This window comes from Streptomyces shenzhenensis, assembly GCF_021462265.1.
GTDB classification, from domain to species: domain Bacteria; phylum Actinomycetota; class Actinomycetes; order Streptomycetales; family Streptomycetaceae; genus Streptomyces; species Streptomyces shenzhenensis.
On sequence record NZ_JAJONF010000034.1, the window covers coordinates 62,607 to 86,342 of the forward strand.

General features: G+C 67.8%; 17 protein-coding genes and 1 pseudogene. 9 read left to right on the forward strand and 9 right to left on the reverse strand.

The annotated features are described in order from the left end of the window. Positions 1-374 precede the first annotated feature (374 nt). The 5 genes and pseudogenes from LQ326_RS33400 to LQ326_RS33415 all read left to right on the forward strand — a co-directional run bounded on the left by LQ326_RS33400 (position 375) and on the right by LQ326_RS33415 (position 4,548). The gene (locus LQ326_RS33400; protein ID WP_234542802.1) at positions 375-2,738 is read left to right on the forward strand and encodes a hypothetical protein; all 2,364 of its coding nucleotides are present in this window, start codon (positions 375-377) and stop codon (positions 2,736-2,738) included. Positions 2,739-3,047: 309 nt separating this feature from the next. After that, a complete protein-coding gene (locus LQ326_RS33405; RefSeq protein ID WP_234542803.1) occupies positions 3,048-3,302 on the forward strand; it encodes a helix-turn-helix transcriptional regulator in 255 nt (84 codons plus the stop codon). Between the two features lie 164 nt (positions 3,303-3,466). Continuing rightward, positions 3,467-3,559: pseudogene (locus LQ326_RS49235) on the forward strand (transposase); the annotation flags it as partial. A 53-nt stretch (positions 3,560-3,612) separates the two neighbouring features. Then, positions 3,613-3,840 carry a transposase gene (locus LQ326_RS49240; RefSeq protein ID WP_234542804.1) on the forward strand — a complete coding sequence of 76 codons (228 nt, stop codon included), beginning with the start codon at positions 3,613-3,615 and terminating at the stop codon, positions 3,838-3,840. A gap of 297 nt (positions 3,841-4,137) precedes the next feature. Then, positions 4,138-4,548, forward strand: coding sequence for a hypothetical protein (locus tag LQ326_RS33415; RefSeq protein ID WP_234542805.1), 411 nt, complete (start codon positions 4,138-4,140; stop codon positions 4,546-4,548). 263 nt (positions 4,549-4,811) lie between these two features. Here LQ326_RS33415 and LQ326_RS33420 read toward each other — a convergent pair whose 3' ends face one another. The 9 genes from LQ326_RS33420 to LQ326_RS33460 all read right to left on the reverse strand — a co-directional run bounded on the left by LQ326_RS33420 (position 4,812) and on the right by LQ326_RS33460 (position 18,740). Continuing rightward, entirely contained in the window at positions 4,812-7,616 is a 2,805-nt protein-coding gene (locus LQ326_RS33420) for a DEAD/DEAH box helicase (protein WP_234542806.1), read from the reverse strand. A gap of 134 nt (positions 7,617-7,750) precedes the next feature. Beyond that, on the reverse strand, positions 7,751-8,446 hold the full coding sequence (locus LQ326_RS33425; RefSeq protein WP_234542807.1) for a hypothetical protein: 696 nt from the start codon (positions 8,444-8,446) through the stop codon (positions 7,751-7,753). Positions 8,447-8,535: 89 nt separating this feature from the next. Next, positions 8,536-10,077: a cutinase family protein gene (locus LQ326_RS33430; RefSeq protein WP_234542808.1), complete on the reverse strand. Its 1,542-nt coding sequence runs from the start codon at positions 10,075-10,077 to the stop codon at positions 8,536-8,538. Positions 10,078-10,245: 168 nt separating this feature from the next. Next, a complete protein-coding gene (dpgC, locus tag LQ326_RS33435) occupies positions 10,246-11,574 on the reverse strand; it encodes a (3,5-dihydroxyphenyl)acetyl-CoA 1,2-dioxygenase DpgC (protein ID WP_234542809.1) in 1,329 nt (442 codons plus the stop codon). A gap of 23 nt (positions 11,575-11,597) precedes the next feature. Then, entirely contained in the window at positions 11,598-12,308 is a 711-nt protein-coding gene (dpgB, locus tag LQ326_RS33440; protein ID WP_234542810.1) for an enoyl-CoA-hydratase DpgB, read from the reverse strand. Between the two features lie 11 nt (positions 12,309-12,319). Next, positions 12,320-13,471 carry a 3,5-dihydroxyphenylacetyl-CoA synthase DpgA gene (dpgA, locus tag LQ326_RS33445; RefSeq protein ID WP_234542811.1) on the reverse strand — a complete coding sequence of 384 codons (1,152 nt, stop codon included), beginning with the start codon at positions 13,469-13,471 and terminating at the stop codon, positions 12,320-12,322. 30 nt (positions 13,472-13,501) lie between these two features. Further along, positions 13,502-15,997, reverse strand: a complete 2,496-nt coding sequence (locus LQ326_RS33450) for an aminotransferase class I/II-fold pyridoxal phosphate-dependent enzyme (RefSeq protein ID WP_234542812.1) — start codon at positions 15,995-15,997, stop codon at positions 13,502-13,504. Continuing rightward, positions 15,994-17,013: a 4-hydroxyphenylpyruvate dioxygenase gene (hppD, locus tag LQ326_RS33455; protein WP_234542813.1), complete on the reverse strand. Its 1,020-nt coding sequence runs from the start codon at positions 17,011-17,013 to the stop codon at positions 15,994-15,996. Before hppD ends, LQ326_RS33450 begins: the two co-directional genes overlap by 4 nt. A 143-nt stretch (positions 17,014-17,156) precedes the next feature. Next, positions 17,157-18,740, reverse strand: coding sequence for an MBL fold metallo-hydrolase (locus LQ326_RS33460; RefSeq protein ID WP_234542814.1), 1,584 nt, complete (start codon positions 18,738-18,740; stop codon positions 17,157-17,159). A gap of 414 nt (positions 18,741-19,154) precedes the next feature. On the opposite strand from LQ326_RS33460, the gene LQ326_RS33465 reads away from it, so the two are divergent. The 4 genes from LQ326_RS33465 (at position 19,155) to LQ326_RS33480 (ending at position 23,732) form a co-directional block, all read left to right on the forward strand. Then, positions 19,155-19,424 carry an acyl carrier protein gene (locus LQ326_RS33465; RefSeq protein WP_234542815.1) on the forward strand — a complete coding sequence of 90 codons (270 nt, stop codon included), beginning with the start codon at positions 19,155-19,157 and terminating at the stop codon, positions 19,422-19,424. 46 nt (positions 19,425-19,470) lie between these two features. Continuing rightward, complete coding sequence (locus tag LQ326_RS33470; RefSeq protein WP_234542816.1) at positions 19,471-20,724, forward strand: beta-ketoacyl-[acyl-carrier-protein] synthase family protein; 1,254 nt, start codon at positions 19,471-19,473, stop codon at positions 20,722-20,724. A gap of 49 nt (positions 20,725-20,773) precedes the next feature. Beyond that, positions 20,774-21,898: a beta-ketoacyl synthase N-terminal-like domain-containing protein gene (locus tag LQ326_RS33475; protein ID WP_234542817.1), complete on the forward strand. Its 1,125-nt coding sequence runs from the start codon at positions 20,774-20,776 to the stop codon at positions 21,896-21,898. A gap of 133 nt (positions 21,899-22,031) precedes the next feature. Continuing rightward, entirely contained in the window at positions 22,032-23,732 is a 1,701-nt protein-coding gene (locus LQ326_RS33480) for a phytoene desaturase family protein (RefSeq protein ID WP_234542818.1), read from the forward strand. The last annotated feature ends 4 nt before the right edge of the window (positions 23,733-23,736 follow it).

Below are 23,736 nucleotides of genomic sequence, written 5' to 3' on the forward strand. Positions count from 1 at the left end.
CCGCCGGCAACTGCCGCACCTGCCAGGTGCCGTCGAGGTCGCGGGGCTGGGCCCCGCCGCCCGCCGAGAGTTCGCGGAGTTGTTGCTCATCGGGCTCCGCACCTGGGGAGACACTGCCTTCACCGTCCCCCTTCACCGTCCCCCTTCACCGGCCCTACCACGACCGGAATCCCGACCCCCACACCTGGCCGAGCCCGCTCGCCTCCTTCGTCCCGCCTAACCGTGCCTGGTTCAGCGCCGAAGGAGACCTTCCAGCGTTCGTCCCCTCACTCCCCCTCTCGATCCGTCGGGCTCTGGCCGACAAGGCGGTACTCGAACGTCTGCGCCGCTGCGGTCTGCGATTCTGGGACGAATCCGAACACGCCGGGGCGGCCGTGCGGGACCTCGGCACGATCGTGGCCGCTGGTGGGGTACCCGACCACCTCAGCGTCTCGTTCAAGAAGCACTACGGGAGGGCCTGGTCCCACGTGGCGGAAAGCGGGCGCTGGCCCTGGTCGGCCGGAGAGCCGGTCCAGCTGGCGGTGGTCCGCGAGCAAACACTGACCACCCTCACGCCCTCCTCCGAGGAGGAACCGGTCTACGTCTGCGACGAATCCGACCCGCTTAAGGAGACACTCGTCGAACTGGCAGGTCATCCCGTCCTGATCGCCGGATCCGACGACGGCGCGAGGCTCGCGAAGAAAATGGAGTCGGACGCAGTGAACGTGGCCCGGCTGTCCGACGCGCGGGTGCAGGTGAACAACCGTGACAAGGAGCCGATCAAGCCGGCGGACGACCTTGCCCGGGTGACCGAGGGCCGGGAGTGGCTGATCCTAGTAGTGGCCCTGGTGATAGAGCTCAAGTCTGGCGCGTTCCTGCACCGGAGCGAACGCACCGTGCGCTCTCTGCTCGACCGGTTGTGCGCGATCCGGATCGTCCGGGCCGAGGAGATCGAGATCCTGATCGCCGGCGAGCGCGTGGAGCCCCCACCGACGACCCGCAGCCTGCCGCTGCCCCATCCCGCCCACCCAACCGTCGTCGTGTGGAACGGCGACCGCGATAGCGACGGTGACTGGGACGAACTGCAGGCGGCCACATCGACGGTCACGCGGCTCCTCCACCAGCCGTCCTTGCAGGACGCCCTGGAACTCGTTCTCGTCAAGATGCAGCGGCACTTGAGCGGCGAGATGCCGGACCACATCGACGACCGCACACTCGCGCTGTCGCTCGACACGACCGCGTCCAGGATCTCGGAACTGCGGCGCAGCCTCACGAACGACTTGCACCACACGGTCCGGCAACTCCGCCCCGTCCTGGTCTGTCTGGTCGGCACCGACCGCGCCAGCGCGGTTTCCGAGGCCCTGAATGAAGCCATCAGCGAGGAGGAGCTGATTGCCGTCCTCGGCAGGCTCCCGTGCATCCTCCCGCTCCCCGCCGCCGAGCTGCTCGCCGTCGCCCGTACCTCCACGACGCCCGCCGAGCTTCGCGAAGCCCTGGCGCTGGACTACCAGGCGTTCAACGAGGCGCTCGCCGCCCTCGGAGCCCCCTACAAGCCCGTCTGCGACCCTGACCTCCACGACCGGAGCGAGTTCGTCCGCGCACACGCCGATGCCATCCTGGACCGCCTGCGCGAGCGGTACGCGCCACAGGCCGCAGGAGGAGGTGACGTGGCCGCGTACGCAGCGGCCCGCCATATGGACGACCTCACTCCCGACCCGGACTGGCTGCCCCGCTTCGCCTCCCCTCCCGAGGGGCAGATGCGAGCACGGGTCGCCCACTGGCTGCGGTCGCACGGCGCCGAAGACGACCTGGAACGCGCGGGTGATCTGCAGCCCGTCGACGAGCTACGCAGCCTCAACACGGCAGCGCTCGACCGCCTGGTCTCCGTACTGACGAAACTGGTGCCCGCCTGGTGCCGTCGTCACCGCGTCCCCGTGCCGCCCGGCTGGAACAGCACCCCCATGATGGAGGCGCGGACCGCAGTGCACGGTTCAGGATTGGCCGACCTTCTCCTCTTAAGCGAGAAGCGGCTCCTGAGCGAGGTGGGCCGCAGCGTGGGCTGGCCGGCCGGCATGCCGCACAGCGCCGACCGCGGCTTCCTGGGCCTCACGGCCCACGACCTCGCACAACCGCCCGTGCCATCACTCCGCATCGTCGGATCCCGCGGATCCGTCCAGCCCACGATCAAGATCGGCGAGGAAGAGATCGTCGTTGGGCGGGACCACTTTGCAGCCATCGCCGACCTGGCGGCGCACACGGTCGACGAAACCTTCCTCGGACAGTCCGGGAAAGTGCGTCTCGACATCACGGCGCCCGTACAGCAACCCCGCCGCACACCAGACGCACAGACAACGAGGGTCGTCGTATCGCGTAGGGCCCAGCTGAGCGAGGAACAGAAGGCGGCCATCGGCCTGGTGGGCGAGGTCTCCGCACGCGCCTGGCTGGAGCGCCGGCACGCCGAGGACCACTGGGTCTCGGGCTACGCCGCGGTCCTCCTCGAGGACCCGGCAGCATCCGACGGCCACGGCTACGACTTTGAGGTTGCCTACCGCGGCACCACACGCCTCTACGAGGTGAAGGCGACCAGTGAGTCCGACACGGAGCAGATGGAGTTCGAACTTGGTGTCTCCGAGGAAAGGGCGGCGCGATACTACGCACGCAGCACCCGCTATCGAATCTTGCTGATCACCTCTGCCCTCGATCCAGAACGGCGACGCGTGCTCGAACTACCAAAACCCACTCGCAGCGGCCGGACGTGACCGGTTCCGGGTGGTAGGCCGGGGGCTGCGTTACCAGTTTTCCCGAACTCATGGAGTGTCCCATCCGATCCCGAAGAAGTAGGAGACGCAGTACACCGGTCACAATGCGGTGACGGTAAAGGGCAATGTCGTCGGGAACACGTGGAGACAACGCCGAACAGAGCAGGGTAGGCGTCAATGGCCGGTTACCGAAACCGGGCATCCCTCGGATTATTGGCAGTCCACCGCGTCTCCCCGCTTCCTCTCCGTCCCGGAAGCAGCCAAACCCGAAAGGCACTGCTGACAGGAATACCCAGCCAGAACAGCGAATTGCAGCACGAACCATCCAGCCCCGAGCGCATCCGTGCCACCTGGAGTGGTACCGCAAGCGTCGAGGACGCCGCCCAGGCGTTCGGCATGTCGAGATCGAAGGGCTACGACCTTGTGCAGCGCGGGGAGTTCCCCTGCCGCGTGCTGCTGATCGGCCGCACAGCCCGCGTCGTCACCGCCTCGCTCCTCCGCGTACTCGAAAGCGGTGAGCCCGAGTACAACGGAGCCGCCAGCACGGGCACCAATCCATCCTGACCAGCAGCACGACGAAGCCCCGCCAGACCGGCGGGGCTTCGTCGTGTTTCAGGTGTCACGCGCGAGTCACAAACCCCGTGGACACCCTCTCGGCAGAGGATTCCGAAACTGGACATACATGTCCGCATGGGACTGGATGGACGGCCCTGGACGGCTTCTACGACATGTTCTTCGACCGCCACGACTGCGCCGCCTGCCCAGTGCGGTCGAAATGCACCCGTTCGAAGACCGAGCCACGCAAACTCGCCCTGGCCCCGCGCGAGGAACACGAAGCGATCCGCGCTCGGCGACAGCTCCCAGAAACCGAACAGTGGCAGCGGCACTACGCCACCACCCGCGCCGCGTCGAAGGCACCACCGCCCAAGGGCTCCGCCGCTGCGGCCTGCGCAGAAGCCGCTGCATCGGCCTGCACAAGACCCGCCTTCAACACATGCTCACCACCGCCGCCCTCAACCTCATCCGAACCGACGCCTGGCTGACCGGGACACCACTCGCCAGCACTCGCACCTCCCGCTTCAGCCGCCTGCGCCCCGGATAGACACCGCCGAATTCGCCAACGGTGTTTCCCGCGGGACATGACCCGTGGGCGTTGGCGGACGAGGCACCGACGAGAGGGCCCGTCCGTTCGCGTCCGCCAGGATCTGCGTCTTCGAACGGGTGTGCTTCATCGTCCAGTGCGTCCGCTGGATGCCATACACACTAGAAGTATGCTCGTGCTCATGGTTTCCTCGTGTGCGCATCGGATGATGGATCACCGATTCGCCGGGACGAGCCGTAGGGACGCACTGCTCGAGAGGTGTCCGGCTCGCTGCTCACCCCGGTGCTTCGAGAGAGGATGAACAAGACCATGAAGAGTCTTCTCCGTTCGGCGGGCTTAGCGGGCGTCGCAGGGGCACTGATGCTGCTGGCCGCACCTGTTTCGCAGGCGGCGGCCACGACCTCTTCCACGTCGTGCGTCTCCATGAGCGACTCCAAGTCCTGGGGCGACGGCCAGATCACCGTGTGTCCGCAGAGCGACGGCAGCGTTCATGTGACCGGCTACGTCGAAAACCTGCAGCCGTGGCACCCTTGGGACGAAGACCCCTGCGTGGCATGGATGATCAACCTCACCGGGGGCGACTACTCGTTCACCCCCGCTGCCTGCCCGGTCTACAACCAGGCGAGCAACAAGGTGCCGCTGGACTACAGTTTCACGCCGACCTCTCCAGTGACCGGCGCAACCTTGAACACCGTCTACTACATGTGAGGTCTGACCGGGGCCCCGTGTTCGAAGCGCGACGAGTTGCCGGGCCGGGCGCTGTTCAAGTGCGAGCGACGAGCAGTTGAATACCGGTGGGGAGACAGTCGAAGCCCTCCACCTCCGAGGACAGCGCACTCCGGTGACACACCTGGCTGCCCTAGGACCTGCCACTCCCTCCAGGAGCGGCAGGTCCCGTCCCCGTCCGTACTCCGGAACGCGCCCCGTTCTGCGGCAGACTCCGCGACCGGCGACGAACTTCGCGGCCTGGGCTATTCCTGTGCGTCGTCCTCGTGCGATCGCGCAGCGCCCGAATAGTGTGCGAGCCACCCTGTGGCCCGGAAGTCCCCCCAACGCGAGAAGACCGCTACTCCCGCCTGTCCTGTCCCGGTCGGGTCTGCTTCGCCCTCGGGGAGACGGAAGGCGAATTCTCCTGACTGAGCGGTGGGCACCTCGTGCGCGCCGCCGTGCCAGTGCACGACCACCCGTCCCTCTGCCCGGCACACGACCCGTCCATCCGGTTGCGTCGACATGTCACGGCCGGTGACCCGTTCCCGCAGCAGCATCCCGTACGACGCTTCGTCCTTCCGGCAACCGCGAGGACGTGCCCCGCTGGTCCAGTCGGGATCCGTCAGACCTCGTTCACGCGCGGCCGTCCACATCATCGGCACGTCCTGGTCGGCGTAGGCGGATGTGGTCATCTGCTCGCACATCCACAGCAGGCGACCGCTGCCCCGTGCTGGAGTCAGGCGTCGCCAGCGGACACGGCGGCCGAGGTCGGCAGCGACGATGGCTGCCCAGGGGTGAATGGTTGCGAGGGCTCCTTGAGCACCGAGCCAGTGCAGATAGCGCGGCACGTCCTCCAGGACCGGAAACATCACCGAGTGCGGTATGGACGCGAAGGTGCGGCGCGGCAGGGCGAAGGCACGTGGGCTGTTCGCGACCGCGAGCAGACTCGCGCGGGCAAGATCGCCCGGTCCGCTCTCCACCGCGCCGACCGGGTAGGCGTCCATCTCGGCATCATCGATCTGCCGTAGCCGCCCACCGGCCCACAGCAATGCCGCTACCGCCGGCTTGAGGTGCTCCGCCACCGTTGCCCTGGCGAACTTCGGCACGACCGCCGAGATCACGTCCGCCATCCGGCTCTCCGCCTCGTCCGCGTCCTTCGGCACCGCGGTGCCGGCCAGGGCCATGCGCAACTGGAATCCGACGTGCGTGGGCACCATGACCCGAGCCGTCAGAACACCGAGCTCGGTGGGACGGATCACGACGCGGCCGTCGTCCCTCTCCACCACTCTCAGATAGTCGGCGCCGGCCAGAAAGTTCACTGCTCTGTCCAGAAGTTCGGCGCTGTGCCTTCCCTGGTGATGCGCGAAGGTCCCCAGCCACCACTGTTCGGCATCGGCCCGGGTCCGGACGCGGAGCTGGACGACTTCGGCAAGCAGGTGGTCGGGCAGGTTGGAGGCCATCTGGGAGTCGACCGTATAGCCACCGACCAGCCTGTCCCGCCAGTACGCCCGCTCGGACTCGTCCGCGATCAAGAACGCCCAGCCCTCCCGTTCTCCCGCTCCCACACGGCCCGCTCGCCCGAACATCTGCTGCACGGTGGCCACGTCGATGGTGCGTCGGCCGATCTGGGTGTCCCGGACGACCACCGCGCGGGCGGGCAGGTTGACACCGGCGGCCACGGTCGAGGTCGCGACCAGAACGTCCAGCTCTCTTGATCGAAAAGCCTGTTCCGTTACCCTCTTGTGCTCCCAGTCCTTGTAGTGCAGGCCGATACCGGCCGCCCATGTGACGCGGTGCAATTGCTGGTCGTCGTCGGCCCTGATGCCCTGCGTGTCCGCTCCCCTGCTCGCCGCGAGTGCCAGGGCCGTTCTGCGGACCGACTGCTTGCTGCCGCAGAAGACCAGCACGCTGCCGTGATCCGCGGTCACCATGTCGGTGATCGCGTTGGTCATGCGGGTACGCGCGGCCTGCACGACCGCGCGGTCGGCGGACGCCGGGACCACCGCCAGCTGCCAGTTCAGCCGGCTGGGACGCCAGGCAACGCGGACGAGTCGCGCGCCGAGCCAGTGGGCCACCTGCTCGGCGTTGGAGACCGTGGCCGAGAGCCCCACCATGCGGACCGCGGACTCGCTGCCCCGTACGCGAGTCAGCAACGCCTCCAGCACCGAGCCCCGCTCTGGGTCGCCGAGCAGGTGGATCTCGTCCACGATGAGACAGCCGACCTCTGCCAACGTGTCGCGCAGCGACGAAGTACGCGACAGCACCTCGAACTTCTCCGTGGTCGTCACCCACAGATCGGCCTCCCGCACCAGCTGTATGTCCGTGTTCTGCTCACCGGACAGGCGCACTACCCGCAGACCGCGCTCGCGCCAGCTCGCCATCTCGGCGTCCAGCTCGTCGGTCAATGAACGCTGAGGCACCAGCCAGGCGGCCTTACGGCCTTCCCCCAGCACCGCTCGCAGTGCCGCCAGCATGCCGAGGGTGGTCTTTCCCGCGCCGGTCGGCGCGACCACGAGCAGGTTGTCGCCGCCCGTGAGCAGGTCGGGAGCCACCTGCGACTGGGCAGGGTTGAGGGCCACGTGCGGGAGAAAGGGGGCCCACGAGGCCGGCACAACATCCTCGACCGGCTCCGGTTCCCGCGACGTGCCTTCACGCGCCTGCGCCCGCCACAGCGCTTCGAACGCGTCGCGTGCCGCCCCCGCCTCGGCCGTAGAACGCCGCACGGGGCCGCGTGCCTGGTACCGCAGCGGGGAAGCCACCGTGGACACCACGGCCAGGTGATCGTCACCCTCCGGCGCCGTGCTGCCGGTGATCACCTCGTTCTCCACCCAGTACCTGATGCTCAGAACCGGTATTCCGCGGGTTGCCAACTCTTGGCGCAGCGCGTCGAAGCGGGCGTCCTGGGGCACGACGACGCGCGCGTCGGTACCCGGTTCCAGTTCTGGGAGGGATTCCTGCGGGTCGGTGGTCTTGAGCCAGAACAGCGGCCGCGGTATGGGAAGGGGCGTACCCCGGCCATGCCCACCAGCAGCTTCTTGTTCGCGAAGAGGGGTGCTGAACTCTGGCATGATGACGCAACACTACCCCGCGCGGCCGGCAGCCCGCCCAGGAACGGACTACACCACCCGCACCCATGTGCGGCATCGGTCATCGCCACATCACGGCGAGGGCACGCCACGCACCGGCGGGGAGAGCTGCGCCACTACGTCCCGCTCGTCCTGCGATTCCGCCCGCGCGCACGCGCTCCGGCCGCAAGCGCGACGAACGCGCACCATGGCACGAGCACCAGGAAGCCGACGCTTCCGGCCACCAGCAGAGCCACCGTCCAGCGCGCGACCAGTCCTTCGGGGGGCAGGCGAAGGGCCAGCCACGTCCACGTCACGGCGGCGAAGACCGCGCTCGGGACCGCGGCCTCGATCAGCGGAACCAGCCCTTCGCGTCCCGCGACCGCACGCCTGACGAGTGCGACCACCAGCGCGGGACCGAGGATCGGCATGAACAGGAACCACAGCCGCTGCCACAACCTGACCAGCAGGCGCCGGCCTGCCCGGCCGGGCATCTGCGCACGACTGTGGCTGTCGTCCAGCGCCGCCACCATCAGGCCGATTCCGTAGCGCCGGAACGCGCCGGCTGCCGACAGCGGCGCCGCGTCGGACTGCGTCGCCCACAGATAGCCGGCACGGGGCCAGAAGCGTACGCGAGCGCTGGTCTCCAGCAGGCGTGCGGCCACATGGTCATCGATCGACATGTCGAGCCTCGGGTCTCCGGACGCGAAGAGCCGGCCGAGGTCGTCTGCCGACGAGAGACAGCCGGCCCGGCGGAGTCCGGCGACCAGGAGCTCCTGCCGCCATGGCTCGGCGCCGGACCGGCAGACCGTCACCAGCTCCCGCAGCGTCACCGGTCCGTGTGACGAGTCCGATTCCGCGTTCATCACCACAGTGTCACATCCGAAGGGTCCATCGCTGCGGCCGCGCTGCACTCGGGGCACTAGCCTCCGGTTGCCTGGACGGTGACCGTCCCGCTCGCGGGAGAACTGATGTAGAAGGTATAGACGCCGGTGGTCGGAACCGCAAAGGAGCTGATCATGGTTTGTGAGGCGCCGGTGCCCGTCACATTGGTGCTCGGTACCACGTAGTCGCCGGACGGGGCCGCGAGGAGGTAACCGGCGTCGTCGCCGCTGGGCAGGGTGGCGGTGATGGAGATCGTCTGCCCGGCTGTCGCATAGACGGAGAAGTCCAGGTTGCCGCCTGAACTGTGGGAGACGGCCGGGCCGTTCAGTGTCATCACCATGTCGGGCTCGGGCGTGCCCAGGTTGACCGTGAGTGTCCCTCCCTCACCGGCCGAATTGACCGACTGGATGTCGATGGCTGCCGGCAGTTCCATGTAGGGAAGTGTCACGGACCCCGGCCCGCTGCTCACGATGTCGTCCAACAGGGCGCCGTTCGTCGCGTAGATCTCGTATCCCTGCACAGCCGGCCCCGATGCCGGCCCGCTCCAGGAGATGACGGCGTCCACTTGGTTACCCGGGGTGGACACCGACACCTGGGGATTCGTCGGAGCCGACGGCGTTGTCGAGTCGGCCGCCGCAGCGGTTCTCATCAACAGCTGGCTGCCGGCGGAACTGGGGGTGATACCCGCGAGGTCCTGCGCCGCCCGGGTGGTGTAGGGCGTGGAGTTGCCGGCGTCGCCCGTACTTTGGTAGTTGAGGTGACCGGTCATCGACGTCGTCAGGCCGAAGGGGCTGAAACTGAAGAACCCCTGGCAGATCGGATCGTCGCCATGGCAGTAGGAGACCACCTTCTGCGGGCTCGGGAACTCGGGCCTGATCCTGCTCGAAGGGTGCGCGAGGGCTCCCACTCGGCCCGGTGTGAAGTCGCCCCGGGCCGACTGTGAGTTCGGGTTGAAGAGAGGGTCGCCGAACAGCGCCACGCCGCCGATCCCCGAGCGTTGAGTGGTGTCGAGGGCCTGATAGGCGTTGCCGGTTACCTGAGCTCCCTGGCTGTAGCCCGCCAGAATGATGGTCGTGGAGGTCCCGCACGAGTTCTCGATGGTGTTGATCTCGTCGAGTTCGTTACTGAGAGCTATTTGCCCCAGTCCCACGGAATTGGTGTAGGTGCCCCATCCCAAGCTGGCACTGACCGCGTTGGGGACGCCGTCGACGCCCGCCACCGGGACGGCGGGGTAAGGATTGGCCCACTCCAATGTGTTGGCCGTGGTCAGCCGCTTGATGCCCATGTAGCTGTTGACGAATGCCGCGACTTGCGGTCCGAAGCCGCCGTCCGTGTCGAAGGCCTGACCGGAGCCCCGGGTGCCGAGAATCGCGTAGGGCTTGCAGTCGACCGCCGCGACTTGCTTCGCCGAACGGTGAGCCGCCTTCGTCGAGAACGCCGTGCGGGGGCCGGCGGTGCTCGGGCGGGCGGAAGCGGACTGAGCGGCCGATGTCTCCAGCGAAAGGAGACCGGCCAAGGTCAGCAGCAGCGCAGCTGCCATGATGAGGGTGCGTCTCGCGCCTGCCTGTCTGAAGTTCATACGTCTCCTCGGGAGTTTGGTGGCACGGAGAGCCGAGACCCCACGCGGCTGGACCCGGGCCGCATGCCCCACTCGTGCGACACGCGCAGGTGAGGCATGCGGCCCTGAGCCCCGGGGGGAGGGATGATGACCTGCTTCAGCGGCGCACACCCGACCGCTGTCCGCCGTTCACCGCTGCGCCGAAGCCATCTCCTTGGCGACGGTGAAACGGCCCACTTTGTCGATCACGTCCGAGCTGTACAGGCGGAGTGCCTGCTGGAGTGCGAACTCGGCCATGTAGCAGCGGAACTCGTCCATGGACTCCGAAGCGAGGTTCACCATCCGCCGGTTGGCGACCACCGCGGGCCCCCTCAGCCGTTCGAGACTGCGCTCGACGGCACGGTCCAGGTCCTCGCTGTCGTGCACTTCGTCGATCAGCGGCCCGGCCTCCGGTTCTGTGGCCCAGACCCGGCGTCCGTCAAGGATCACCTGACGGGACAATCGGACGCCGGCGACACGGGTGAGCCGAAAATTGGACGCCCCGGGAATGATCCCTTCCTTGGCGGCGGGAAGGCTGAGGTAGGCGTCCGAGGCGGCGAGCACACGGTCGAACACCAGCAGCAGCTGGGCACCACCGCCGATGGCGAAGGTGTCCACCACCGCGACCCAGGGCTTCTCTGTGGTGCACGGCCTCCAGGACCCGTCTGCCTCGCCGCGGAGCCCTCGCAGAATCTTGTGGATGTACCCCAGTTCACGCCGCATGAGAAAGTCGACGAGTGAAATTCCGCCGGAATGAAGAGACTTGAGATTTATCCCGGCGCTGAACACCCGTTTGCCACGGTACCGGGGATGGGTCATCTCTCCCCCGCGCAGCAGACCGACCTCCACGGCCGGATCCAGCAGCGCAAGGTCGACGGCCGTCTCCATGTCGTCGACCTGCCGGTTGTCCTCCGCGTTCAGGCAGTCGTCCCGGCACATGGTCAGGCGCGCGACGCCGTCCGTCCGCTCCAGTCGCACCGAGCCCAGGTCGGCCGTACCGGTCCGGGCGAATTCCGGCAGCAGGTCCAGTGCACGAGGCGTCGGCGCCAGCATGGCGTGCAGCAGGTGTGACCCGGCCGACGGGGAGCCCAGTACGCGGTTGAGGAAGAGCCCTTGGTCGATCTCCAGGCCCTCTTTCGCGGCCTGCGTCCGCGTCCGTTCCGTCTCCATCTGGCCGGTGGTGGGCACCAGTCCTGGAAATGCCGCGGCGGCCGCCTCGACGAGCTGCGCCAACCGCAGGTGCCGGGTGCGCCCGCCGGTGAGTTCGTCGTAGACCGCGTCGGTATGCGCGTCGAGGAAGGCTGCACGCGCACTGCGGGCCGCATCGATGGCCTCCGCGGCGACGCGCCTGTGCTGGGCGGAGCGGCTGTCGGGTGCCGGCAGCTCCGTCAGCCGGGCCCGGGTGTGCGCCACGGCCCGGGCCAGTACGGTGCGCGCTTGCGCGAAGTCCCCCTGTAGTCCCTCGAGGTCTGCGGGCAAGCCTGCCTGTAGCGGGTGGGTGCTCACGACACCGCCCCTGCGGCGGACCGTCGCAGCGCTCGATCGCAGGCCGCCAGATGGGCGCCGAGCGCCTCCTCGAAGCTGGTCGTGGACGCGTCGAGCATCAGTTGCCGCCGGATGGCCAGTTCCGCTCCGGAGACGGCTCCGCCTCGTCCGGCAGCCGCGGCCAGGGCGCCGTCCAGGTCGTCCACCAGCTCGTCGACGAGGTTCAGTGCCAGTGCGTCGGCCGCCTCGACGGGGGTGCCGAAGAAAACCGCGTTGCGGACGGCCGTGGCGTTCCCGCCGTACTGCACCAGACGATAGAGAGCCATGCCGGGCCAGGAATCTCCGCCGGCGGCGGGTACGACCAGACGTGCCGATCCGGTCGCTATGCGGTAGTCGGTGGCCAGCAGCACATCGAGGGCCTGGCCTCCGCAGGCGCCGTCGACGACGGCGATGGTGCTGGCGGGAAGGCGCTCCAGGCGGCGCAGGGCGCGCTCCCACTTGCTTACCAGCGATATCGTCAGGTTGTCCGCCCAGGTGCGGTCGGGTACGCCGCACACCTGGACGATCACGCTGTCGGGGCCGCCCGGATCCTCCGCGCGGTCGCAGACCGCGCCGACCGCCGCGACCGATTCGGCGGACAGCGGCCGGGTTCCGTCGATCCTCAGCAGTGTGGAATCGTTCTCCAGCCGGCGGAGGAGAAGGGCTGCCGGCTCATTCACGCTCTCCATGCGGTTCTCCGTCACCATTGCATCAGCGCCGTTTCGATGGTGGAGCCAGGACCCATCGTCATCATGACTCCGTAGTCGCCGGCATCGGTGATGCCCTCCTGGAGCAGCCGCTCGTAGGAGAACAGGAAGGATCCGCTCGACACATTGCCGAAGTCGCGCAGGACACTGGTGGTGTGGCGCACATCGTGCCGGGTGAGGCCGAGGTTGACCCTCACCGCGTCGATCACCTTCTTGCCGCCGGAGTGGACGAGCCAGTGGGCAATGTCGCTGCGGCGTAGTCGGGCGCCGGTCAGCAGCCGGTCGACGACCTGCTCCGCGTGGGATCCGACGACGTAGGGGATCTGCGGATCAAGGTAGAAGCTGAACTTGCCCTGCTGGTCGTCCCAGTCGTAGCGCATCGCGTCGACCGCGTCGGTGATGAGGTGACTGGCGAAGCCGAGGATGCGCGGGCCGGTCGGGGGAATCAGCGTCCCGAAGCCGGAAAAACCGTCGGCCTGAGGGTCCGCGACCAGGGCCACCGCGGCCGCACCGTCGCCGAAGAGGCTGTTGACCACGGCGGTGCGCATGGTCGAGTCGATGACATACGCCGCCGAGCACGCTTCCACGCACAGCATGACAGCGACCTTGCCCGGGTTGACGGCCGCCCAGCCTGAGACGGCGTTCAGGGCGTTCAGTCCGGCGTTGCATCCCATGCCCACCACGTCCACGCGGCTGGTGTCGGGCAGGATGCCCATCTCGCGGATCAACAGGGCGCTGAGCCCCGGGGTGAGGAAACCCGTGGTGGTCACACAACACAGGTAGTCGATTGCCGTGTGCTCGATACCCGCGTTCGCCAGGCACGCCCGTATGGCTCTCTCCCCCATGTCGAGGGCGAGCCGCCGGTGTTTGGCGAGCAGCTCGCCCTGGGCCTCGGGCAGGCACGTACCGTCGGCGTCGCGCGGGGGGACCGCGAGGTGACGCTGCTCGATCGCACTGTTCAGGAAGACCGAACGCACCCGAGGGTCCCTGATGGCGAAGTGATCGAGCAGTTCGGACTGTGTGTAACTGGTGTCCGTGGTGGCGGTGCCGACCCCCACGATGCGGGCCGTGCCGGTGCCGGTCCTCGTCCCCGGCGTCCTGGGCGCCAGAAGCCCCACTGCCGGGGGAGACACGCTGAGCGTCATCGGAATGTCCACCCCCACATGCGGGTCTTGCTACGGATGAGTGGTACCGCTGACAACACGTCGACCGTCCTTCCTGTGAGCCGGGGAATGAGTCGAAGAGGATGCCGTCTGCGCTCTGATGAAACGCGCCAGCCGCTTGACGCCCTCCGCGATTTCGGCGTCGGTCACATAACTGACGGACAGACGGAGACTGTGTTCGCCACCGCCGTCCGGATGGAAATAGGACATCGGTGTCCAGATGACCCCGAATTCCTGGGCGGAGCGCATCAGCGCCGCCTCGTCCGCCCGGAAAGGCACATCGACGGCCAGGAAGAACCCGCCGCTCGGCTCGTTCCAGCGAACGCCCAGCGCGTCCCGCTCCTCCGCCGGGAAGCACTTCTCAAGGTGCCGCAGCGTGGAGCGCATCGCGTCACCGTAGTAGGCCGCCCGCTTGGAGTCGCGCTCCGCGGCGGCCTGGTCGCCGGCTTCCAGGAGCATGCCCGCCACCACGGCCTGGCTCACCGGAGAGGTGTTCACGGTCACCATGCTCTTGATCTTGGTGAGTTCGTCGGCCAGCAGGCTCGTGTGCCCGGCTGCGTCCACCACGGGCTGGTCCGCGATGACGAAGCCGACCCGGGCCCCGGGGAAGAGTGTCTTGGACAGCGAGCTCAGGTGGACGACACACGACGCGTGGTCCAGGGACTTCAGGGTCGGCAGTTGCTCGCCCGGGCTGACCAACCGGTAGGGGCTGTCCTCGAGGATCAACAGGCCGTGCCGGGAAGCGGTTTCGAGGAGCTCATGGCGCGCCTCGAGCGGCATGGTGCTCCCGGAGGGATTGGAGTGGTCGGGAACCACGTAGAAGGCGCGGGGCCGGCGTCCGCGAGCCCGTTCGGCGAGGATCACCGCCTCCAGGTCGGCGCAGCTGAGCCCTTCGACCTCGACCAGTTCGACGCCGAGCAGCCGGGCCACGCCGGTGATTCCCACGTAGCACGGGCTCGAGACGAGCAGGACGTCCTCAGGCTGTGCGATCAGGGCCCGTACGGCCAGGAGCATCGCCTCCTGGCAGCCGACGGTGACCACGATGGACTCCGGCGGCACATCGATGTTCTCCCGTCTGCGGATCCAGTCGGCGATCAGCTCGCGGATCTGACCGCTCGTCGGGCCGTACTGGAAAAGTGCGGAGCGGACTTCGTCGGCTGATGCTCCGCTCGCCTCCAGATGGTCCAGGTAGCGGCGGATGTGCCGGAAGATGTCCTCGGTCTCGAAGAAGCCGTCGTACGGACGCCCCGGGGCGAAGGAGATCGCATCGGGGTAGCGATGAGTGACCTCGTTGAGGAAGTTCATGGTGTCCAGCGCCGGGTCGGAGACACTGCTGTGCAGGTCCTCCTTGTGCAGACCGGTGTCCGGCCGGATCGTCCTGTCCGTCGTCCTTCGCGAGGGCGCCGTGCGGGCCGCTTGCCCGAAGGCCTGGGACAGTTCCACCAGTTCGGGTCGGGCGTCCGCGACGCGTGCCGTGCCGGTGAGCAGCATGGCATCCGTGAACTCGTCCGTGATGATGCCCAGAATGTCCGCGACGCCTCTCTCCTGGCCCACGGCCAGGCCGTGCAGCACCGGGCGTCCCAGCATCACCGCATCCGCTCCCAGCGCCAGAGCCGCCAGCACATCGACGCCACGACGTATCCCGCCGTCGAGGAGCACGGCGCACTCCCCCGCCACCGCGGCGGCGATCTCGGACAGCACCTCGACCGTCGCGGGCGAACCGTCCAACTGCCGGCCGCCGTGATTCGACACCACGATGCCGTCGGCTCCCGCAACGACTGCGCGCCGGGCGTCGGACGCTGTGAGAACTCCCTTGATCAGAACCGGAAGTGAGGTGATCGACCGTATCCATTCGAGGACGGACCAGTCCAGGGACGGGTCGAACTCGGCGAGGGCATGACTGCTCGGCGCCGAGAAGTCCCCCTCGGCGAGGTTGGCGGGAGCGATCCTCGGCGGCAGCCGGAAATCATTGCGCAGATCCCTGAGCCGGTTCCCGAGACGAGGAGCGTCGACTGTGAGGACGAGCGCTTCGAACCCCGCCAGCTCGGCTCGCTCGATGAGACCGCGTGTCACGGAGCGGTCACGGAAGCAGTAGATCTGGAGCCAGAGCGGCGATGACGCGGCCCAGGAGATCTCCTCGAGCGTCCGTCCCGCGAACGTACTCACCACAAGAGGGACGCCCGCCGGCCCGGCGGCCAGAGCCGTGACCACCTCACCCGCCGGGTGTACGAGGGTGTGATAGGCCATCGGGGCGATGCCGACCGGCACGGGCCAGGTGCGACCGAGGATCTCGGTCCTGATGTCGGGGCGGCCGACACCGGCCAGCACCCGTGGCCGCAGCCGCACTCGGTCGAAGGCACTCTGATTGGCAGCGAGGGTCCGCTCCTCACCCGCGCCGCCCTCCACGAAGTCCCAGATGGCGGGGTCGATCACCGTGCGTGCGGCAGTGGCGTAGTCCGCCAGGGTGAACATGTTCGCCCCGGCGGTGCGGGGCTCCGGGGCCCTCATCGGGCGGCCAGCCGATCGCGTTCCACGGCTTCGTACAGCGCCCGGATGTTGGAGCTGCCGAACCCGCGGGAGCCGGCTCGCTGGATGAGCTCGTAGAAGAGCGTGTTGCGCTCGTGCGGTGAGCGACTGAAGAGTTGCAGGAGATCGCCCCACTCGTCCCGGTCGGCCAGCACCTGCGCGTCCCGCAGTCCGGCGATCTCGTCCCGCATGTCCGGGAACCGCTCGAGGAGCAGGTCGTAGTACGTGGCCGGTGTGCTGAGGAAGTCCACACCACGGTCACGGAAGTCACGCACCGCACCGATGATGTCGTCCACGAGGAAGGCGAGATGCTGCACACCCGGGCCGCCGTTGCGCTCCAGGAAGCCATCGAGCTGGCCAGGGTCCTTGTTCGGATCAGGAGCGACGAGTGTGAAGATCACCCGCCCGGAGGCGCTGCGCACGACGACGGAATCCATCGCCTGTCCGCCGACAGCCACGTATTCGGACGAGAAGCGTGAGAACCCGAAGGCATCGCGGTAGTAGTCGGCGTGGGCGTCCAGGCTGCCTCCCTCGACACACACGGCAACGTGGTCCAGCTGCCGTACCGAGCCCGACCGCGCGGGTGTCCGAGGGGTGGCCACCCAATTACGGCCCGCGAGGAGTCCGGTGGCGGGGTCGCCGGACACAGGGAGGAGGGTGTGGACGACATCGCCGAACCCCGACACCACCGGGTTCCCCCGGAAAGCGGCGACCTGCTGGGCGCCGGCTGCGACAGCGGCTCGGTGGGTGGCAGGCACGTCGTCACACGCGAACGCGATGTCTCCGATGCCGTCCCCGTGCTCGCTGAGAAACCTTCCCAGGCCCCGGCCCGACGTGACGATCAGTTGCATCTGGCCCTGGCGCAGCAGAACGGAGCTTCGGTCGACCTCCACGCAGTCCGCCACCCGCGTGAAGCCCATTGCTGAGACAAAGTAGTCGATGGTCGATCTACTGTCCCGTGTGTACAACTCGACATAGGCTATGTCCTGCACAGCCATGGGATACCTCCCGGTAGGCCGGTGACGGGTGGAAGACAGTCGGTTCGTCGCCGAGGACCCGCGCGCAGCAGCGGGTCACCCGGTTGCCGCGTCCGGGGCGGCCTGGAGGATCTACCTCGGCCGGCGCTCCCGGCGCCGAGCGGCTACCAGCGCCATTCCTGCTGCTTGAAGAGGTGCCCAGCCTTGATGCCCCGGTCCTTGCACCAGGTCAGGAACTCGTCGATCTGCTTGAGCTGGTAGGTGTCCTCGTTGTAGGTGGTGGCCATCACGTGGCCGAGCCAGTCCTCCTCACCCATGGCATAGACATACGCTTCGCCGGCTCCCAGTTCCGTCATGATCGCGGCCGCCTGTTCGGCGTTCGACCCGGAGAGCTTGCGCGAACTGCTCATCTTCTTCGGGATCGGCATGGTCAGCAGCGCCTGGTAGAGCCAGATCAGCGACGCGCCGTCGCACTCCATGCCCAGGAACGCGTAGTCCGCGGAACCGAGGTGCCCCTTGATGTGCCGGTAGAGCATCGGGTCTATGCCGGAGGAGTCGGCCCCGACGAAGATGTTCTTGCCCGCAAGTTGCACCCAGTAGGTCGACTTGGCGCGGATGTCGAGGTCGCAGTGCTCACCCAGGAACGGGGTGGCCACCACCTTGCCGCCGGGGAATTCGACCTCGTCGAAGTCGTCGACCTCGACGACCGGGAAGCCCTGGTGCTTGAGCATGAGCGCCATCGAGGGGTCGACGAGATTGCCGCGCGAGGAACGAGGAACGACGATGGCGCCGACCCGGCCCCGCAGTTGCAGCAGCGTCTCGAGGACGATGTGGTCCTGGTGGCCGTGCGTGATGATCACCAGGTCGATGAAGTCGGGGAGGTCGTCGAGGGTGTAGCGGTCGTCGGCACTGCTGTCCGCGCTGATGAACGGATCGCTCACGATCGCGGCCTCGGGCGTCTGCATCACCAGGCAGGCGTGTCCGAAGTACCGGATACGGCCGCCGGCCTCGATGTGCCGGTCCTCGGACAGGCTCGGGCGGTCGCTCAGCATCCCGGACAGCTGTGCGGCCTGGGTGTCATCGAGTTCCAGCGCCTCCCGCAGGTGCTTCAGCGTGGAGGGACGTACTCGGGCCTTGAACAGTTCCGCCAGTCCGGGGTGGCGGAACGGGATCGGCAGCTCGAGGACGTCCGGCGAAGGCAGCCGCGGAGTGCTCAGGATGAACGGCCGCTCGATCCCGGTCTCGAACGAGAGTTGAACCGACTGGCGGGACTCCTGGTAATAGTCGCTCGTGTAGACCAGCGGCTCCATGAAGCGCAGCTGCGCCTGGTTGTCGGTGTCGTAGGCCAGCTCCACCAGTCCACCCAGCTCGGGCGGCAGCTTCGGGTAAAGCGGAGTGAGATCGAATCCGGTGGCATTGGCCCGGAGCAGCTCCTGGCCCGCGGCGATGGCCTCGGCGAACCGCAGAATGTGCGCCCGGTCGCGCTTGATGACGGCGAGCAGCTCACGCACCTCGTCGGCGCGCTCCTCGGGGATGTTGATGAAATAACCGCCGCGCAGCTCCGGGTTGTTGCTGGCCGTGACGTGGACCTGAGGCGACTGCAGATACGACTCCAGCAGCGGCACCTGCAGAAATGCCAGATTCATCGCCGACTGTATGGGCGCGATGGTGTACGGCCAGGCGACGAACCTGTCAATGAGCGGTTCTACTATCGCCTTGGACCGCAGAAACAGCTGCTCGTCAGACATGTATGCCCTTCCAGGAGACCCGAACAACGTCGACCGACCGCACTGCGTAAGCAAGCCTGTGCTGCGCACTGGTACCGCAATGGAGCATTGAGGGAAAGGTATGGCTCATGACAGTCAAAGGCCGGAAATCCGAGGCGCCGGACCGCCACTCACCGGCCGGCGAATCCCTCGGGCAGGAGGATGCCCCGGACCCATGCCATCGATCAACACTACGCCGGGGAACAGCCACGACCGCGACCGCACAAGGACCTTCACCGAAGCACCGGTGGGACTGTTCAACTGACAATCTGCCGCAGCTGAACAGCCATGCGGGCAGCCGCTGGTAACCTGACGCGGCAGCCAGGACAATGAATTTACCCACAGCTGCTCATTTCCGGCACCATATTCAGCACCCTTACATCTCCGGGAGCGGAAATGCCGTTCAAGAATCCGCCGTCGCCTCTCGCGGACGAGACCAAGAACACGATCAAGGAAATAGTCTGCGACATCCTCGAGATCGAGGACGACGAGATGACCGACGTCAGCCTCTTCATCGACGAGCACGACATGGATTCGCTCCGCGCCATCGAGATTCTGGCCGCGATCGAGAAGCGGCTCAACGTGACCATCGAGCAGGAGGAGATGGCCAGGATGGTGAATCTGGAAGGCGTGTACGCGGTCGTCGAGCAGGCGGCCCGCAACTGATCTCCCCACCTCTCGTCGTCTCGGCACCCCAAGGGCAGGAGCACGGATGGATGCAACGAACGGCGGCCCCGAGGCCGTGCCCCGGGTGGTGATCACCGGCATAGGCGTGGTGACCAGCATCGGCATCGGGGTCCGCGCATTCACCTTCGGGCTACGAGAGGGGCGTTCCGGAGCGCGGCCCATCACCGCGTTCGACACCACGGGATTCGCGCACGGCAACGCATGCGAAGTGGTGGACTTCGACCCTGCACCGTGGATCCGGCACACCCCCCTCGACGATCTGGGACGGGCGAGTACGTTCTCCGTCGCGGCGGCACGCATGGCCGCACAGGATGCGGGCCTGGTCGACGAACAGATACGACAGCGACGGTCACTGGTCTCCGTGGGTACGACCGACGGCGAGTCGCGCGATCTGGACGGTCTCGTCGCTCTGGACCTCGAGAAAGGCCCAGAAGCCTTTCCACCGGCTGTGGCCAGGCGCTACCCGGCCGACCGGCTGTCGTCGGGCATCGTCCGGGAACTCCGTCTGGAGGACGTGGAGGCCATCACCATCGCGACGGCATGCGCCGCGGGCAATTACGCCATCGGCTACGGCCTCGACGCGCTGCGCAGTGGAGCCGTGGACATCGCACTGTGCGGCGGTGCCGACGCCGTGTGTCTGAAGACCTTCGTCGGCTTCTATCGTCTGGGCACCATCGCACCCGATGTGTGCCGGCCTTTCGACCTCAACCGGCAGGGCCTGCTGACCGGTGAGGGAGCCGCGATACTCGTGTTGGAGCGCCTGGAGTCAGCTCTCGCCCGTGGCGCGAACATCTATGCCGAGGTTCTCGGCTACGGGCTCGCCTGCGACGCGCTGCACCCGGTGGCTCCGGACCAGAGCAGCATCGTCCGCACCATCGAGGCGGCCCATCTCGATGCCGGAGTGAGCCCCGATCAGGTCGACTTGATTTCTGCCCATGGCACCGGGACGAGAGCGAACGACGTCACGGAGGTGGCGGCGATCCGGGACGTCTTCGGTGAAGACGCCATGCCGCCGACCATCTCGATCAAGTCGCTGATCGGCCACAGCATGGGGGCGGCGAGCGCCATCGCGGCCGCGGCGTGCGCGATCGCCATCACCGAGGGGTTCATCCCTCCCACGATCAACCACGAGCAGACCGACCCCGAGTGCGCGGTGGACTGCGTACCCAACCACGCGCGTGCGGCGGATCTCAGGATCGTGCAGAACAACGCCCTGGCGTTCGGCGGCAACAACGCCGTCCTCATCCTCGGCAAGCACCTGGGCCCGCAGCAGGCATGAGTCGCGGCCCGACCTGCCGGAAGCCTGGATTCAGAGGAGTACTCACGCGATGGTGACCAGCGCCGGCAGCCCGGCACACCGCGATACAACGGCCATCTCGTGCTGGGCCACGGCCTCGCCGTACGGGCTTGGGGCTTCCGCTTTTCGGGCCGGGCTGATGACGAAACAGGCGGCGGTGCGACCGCTTCCGGAGGAGCTGCGTGCGGGCGGTCCGCACGAGGAGGGTGGCTGGGTCCCCGACTTCGACATCAAGGCTGTTCTGGGCCGCAAGGGAACGCGGTCGATGGACCGGTTGACCGCACTCACGGTGGCGACGGTCGGGATGCTTCTCAGGTCGGCGGGGCCCGGGCTGGCCGAGGACCACCCCGAGGCCATGGGCCTCGTGATCGGCAGCGGGCACGGAAGCGTGAAGAGCATCATGGACTTCACCAAAGAATCGATGACGTCGGCGCTGCCGTATCACGTCGACCCGGGAAGCGTTCCGAACACGGTCATGAACCGGGCCGCGAGCCAGAGCGCCATCAGCCACTCCATCAAGGGTCCCAATGTCACCGTCTCCGCGGGAGTACTCACGGGCCTGATCGCCCTCAACTACGCGACGGCGCTGCTGCGCCAGCGCCGTGCCGAGGCCGTACTGGTGGGTGCGAGCGAAGAGTACTCCGCTCAGCGGTCCTGGCTGGCCCAGCGTGCCGACGCCGGAGACGGGCAGCAGACGAGCGGACCGCTCGGCGAGGGCAGCGTTCTCCTTCTGCTGGAACCGGCGAGCCGAGCGGTCGCGTACGGACGCCCCGTCCTCGCCGAAGTGGTCGCGTCCCGGTTCACCGCGTTCACGGAACCGGAGGGGGCCCAGCGGTCGCTGGCCCGTTCGGTGACCGGAGCCCTCCAGGAAGCCCGCGCAAGCCCGGACCAGGTGACTCTGGTCGTCCCTTCGGACCGCGGCGGGTACCTCGGCGATTACGAGAATGCCGCTCTGTCCGCGGTGCTCAGTGACCACCGGCCGCAACTGGTACTCACACGAGCATTGATCGGCGACATGTCCGCGGCCGCGGCCGCTTTCCAGCTTGCCGCGGCCTTGGTGCACGCGAACACCGGCGGTCTGGCGCTGGTCACTTCGGTGGACCCGGGCGGAAACGCCGGGTGCACCCTGCTGCGACTGCCGGCCGCCTCCTCGTGACCTGGGCCACCGCCGTCTGTCATGGCGGCCCATGAGAGCGGCACACCACACGGGTACGGCCGGAACCGATCGGGCCTCGGGGCTCTCCCGGGCGGAACCAACGTCACAAGCGGTCGCATGGAGGGAAACGGCAATGTCGGACGAGGACGGCTGGGATGCCGTGGTCGTCGGTGCGGGAATCGGCGGGCTCGTGTGCGCCGCGTACCTCGCGGTCAGTGGCCGCCGGGTACTGGTTGTGGAGCAGCACGACGTGGCGGGCGGCAACGCCCAGGTCTTCCGTCGGCGCCGGGCGTACGAGTTCGACGTGGGCGTCCACTACATCGGGGACTGCGGTCCCGGCGGCGTCCTCCCTGCGATCTTCGGCGGACTGGGCCTCAGCGATCGGGTCCGCTACCGCGAGATGGATCCCGACGGGTTCGACCGGATCGTTCTGCCGAGCGTCAGCGTAGATGTGCCGGCGGGATGGCTTCCGTATCGCCAACGGCTGAAGGACGAGCTGCCTCAGGATGCCGCGGGTATCGACACATTCACCGAGATATGCGCCGGCGTCGGCGCCGAGATGCGTGAACTGCTGCTCTCCTCTGGAGAGTTGACGCTGCCAGAGCTGACTGCCCGCACCCCGTTCACCACGCGCTGGGGCAGGCGCTCGCTCAGTCGGCTCTTCGACCACTGCGGCTTGTCGCCCCGGTCCCGCACCGTGCTCGCGGCGCAGTCTCCCAATTACGGCGCATCGCCCGACATCGCCACCGTCGCCACCCACACCGCCGTCCTCGACCACTACATGCGTGGTGCCCACTACCCGGTAGGCGGCGGCCAGCAATTGGTCGCGGCACTGGTGGAGGTACTGGAGGCACACGGCGGAGAACTGCGGACGCGGACCAAGGTCGAACGCATCCTGGTCGAGAACGGCCGCGTCAGCGGCATCGGACTGGCGGACGACCGCACTGTCTGGGCTCCGCTCGTCGTCTCCAATGCCGACTTTCGGCGCACGGTGCTGGACCTGGTCGGGGAGGAGCACTTTCCGCGGCGCTTTGCCACCAGAGTGCGCGAGGCGACCATGGCCTTCCCCTTCGCCACGCTCTACATCGCGCTGGACAAGGATCTGCCGGACCAGCCGAATGCCAACCTCTGGTGGTATCGCGACGAGGACATCGACGGCTACTACGCACGTCTGTCCCGCGGTGACATCGACCCGGTGCCGTCCCTGTTCGTGTCCTTCGCTTCTCTGAAGGACCCCGGCTCCCGTGCGGCGGGCCCGCCGGGACACAGCAACTTCCAGGTGATGACGCTCTGTCCGCCCGGGCTCGACTGGTGGGGTGTGAGCCGAGGGCCTGCCGAGGGCGGCCGCTATCGGCGCAGCGACGCCTACCAGGAACGCAAGCGGAACCTTGCGGAGGCGATGCTTCGCGCGGCCGAGGAGGCCCTGGGGCCGTTCCGTGCGCACATCACGCACCTGGAGGCGGGCACCCCGCTCTCCCATGAGCGGTACACGCTCTCCACCGGCGGAACACCCTACGGGCTGGCCGAATGGGGCGAGGCGGGCGGCCGGCCGAACACGCGCACCGGCATCGAGGGCTTGTACATGGTGGGCGCGAGCACCCGGAACGGCAGTGGCATCACCGGTGTCGCCATCGGCGGAATCGCCTGCGCCGCCCAGATCCTGGAGCGCCGGCTGCTGCACCGAGTCCATGCCGGAGAGGTATTGGCCGATGTCTCACGACTGCCCGAGCGGCCCGACGACTGGGATCCGCTGGCCGTCTCCCGCGGCCGGGCACGCCGCACGGCCCGAGGACTGGCCCGTCTGGGCAAGGGGCCGACCCCTCGGCCGCGCTGAGCCG

What these genes read in the sequence shown, in the direction of transcription:
- LQ326_RS33415 (WP_234542805.1), top strand. Translation starts at nt 4,138, where the DNA reads ATGAACAAGACCATGAAGAGTCTTCTCCGTTCGGCGGGCTTAGCGGGC.
- LQ326_RS33420 (WP_234542806.1), bottom strand. Translation starts at nt 7,616, where the DNA reads ATGCCAGAGTTCAGCACCCCTCTTCGCGAACAAGAAGCTGCTGGTGGG.
- LQ326_RS33430 (WP_234542808.1), bottom strand. Translation starts at nt 10,077, where the DNA reads ATGAACTTCAGACAGGCAGGCGCGAGACGCACCCTCATCATGGCAGCT.
- dpgB (WP_234542810.1), bottom strand. Translation starts at nt 12,308, where the DNA reads ATGGAGAGCGTGAATGAGCCGGCAGCCCTTCTCCTCCGCCGGCTGGAG.
- dpgA (WP_234542811.1), bottom strand. Translation starts at nt 13,471, where the DNA reads ATGACGCTCAGCGTGTCTCCCCCGGCAGTGGGGCTTCTGGCGCCCAGG.
- LQ326_RS33450 (WP_234542812.1), bottom strand. Translation starts at nt 15,997, where the DNA reads ATGAGGGCCCCGGAGCCCCGCACCGCCGGGGCGAACATGTTCACCCTG.
- hppD (WP_234542813.1), bottom strand. Translation starts at nt 17,013, where the DNA reads ATGGCTGTGCAGGACATAGCCTATGTCGAGTTGTACACACGGGACAGT.
- LQ326_RS33460 (WP_234542814.1), bottom strand. Translation starts at nt 18,740, where the DNA reads ATGTCTGACGAGCAGCTGTTTCTGCGGTCCAAGGCGATAGTAGAACCG.
- LQ326_RS33465 (WP_234542815.1), top strand. Translation starts at nt 19,155, where the DNA reads ATGCCGTTCAAGAATCCGCCGTCGCCTCTCGCGGACGAGACCAAGAAC.
- LQ326_RS33470 (WP_234542816.1), top strand. Translation starts at nt 19,471, where the DNA reads ATGGATGCAACGAACGGCGGCCCCGAGGCCGTGCCCCGGGTGGTGATC.
- LQ326_RS33475 (WP_234542817.1), top strand. Translation starts at nt 20,774, where the DNA reads ATGGTGACCAGCGCCGGCAGCCCGGCACACCGCGATACAACGGCCATC.
- LQ326_RS33480 (WP_234542818.1), top strand. Translation starts at nt 22,032, where the DNA reads ATGTCGGACGAGGACGGCTGGGATGCCGTGGTCGTCGGTGCGGGAATC.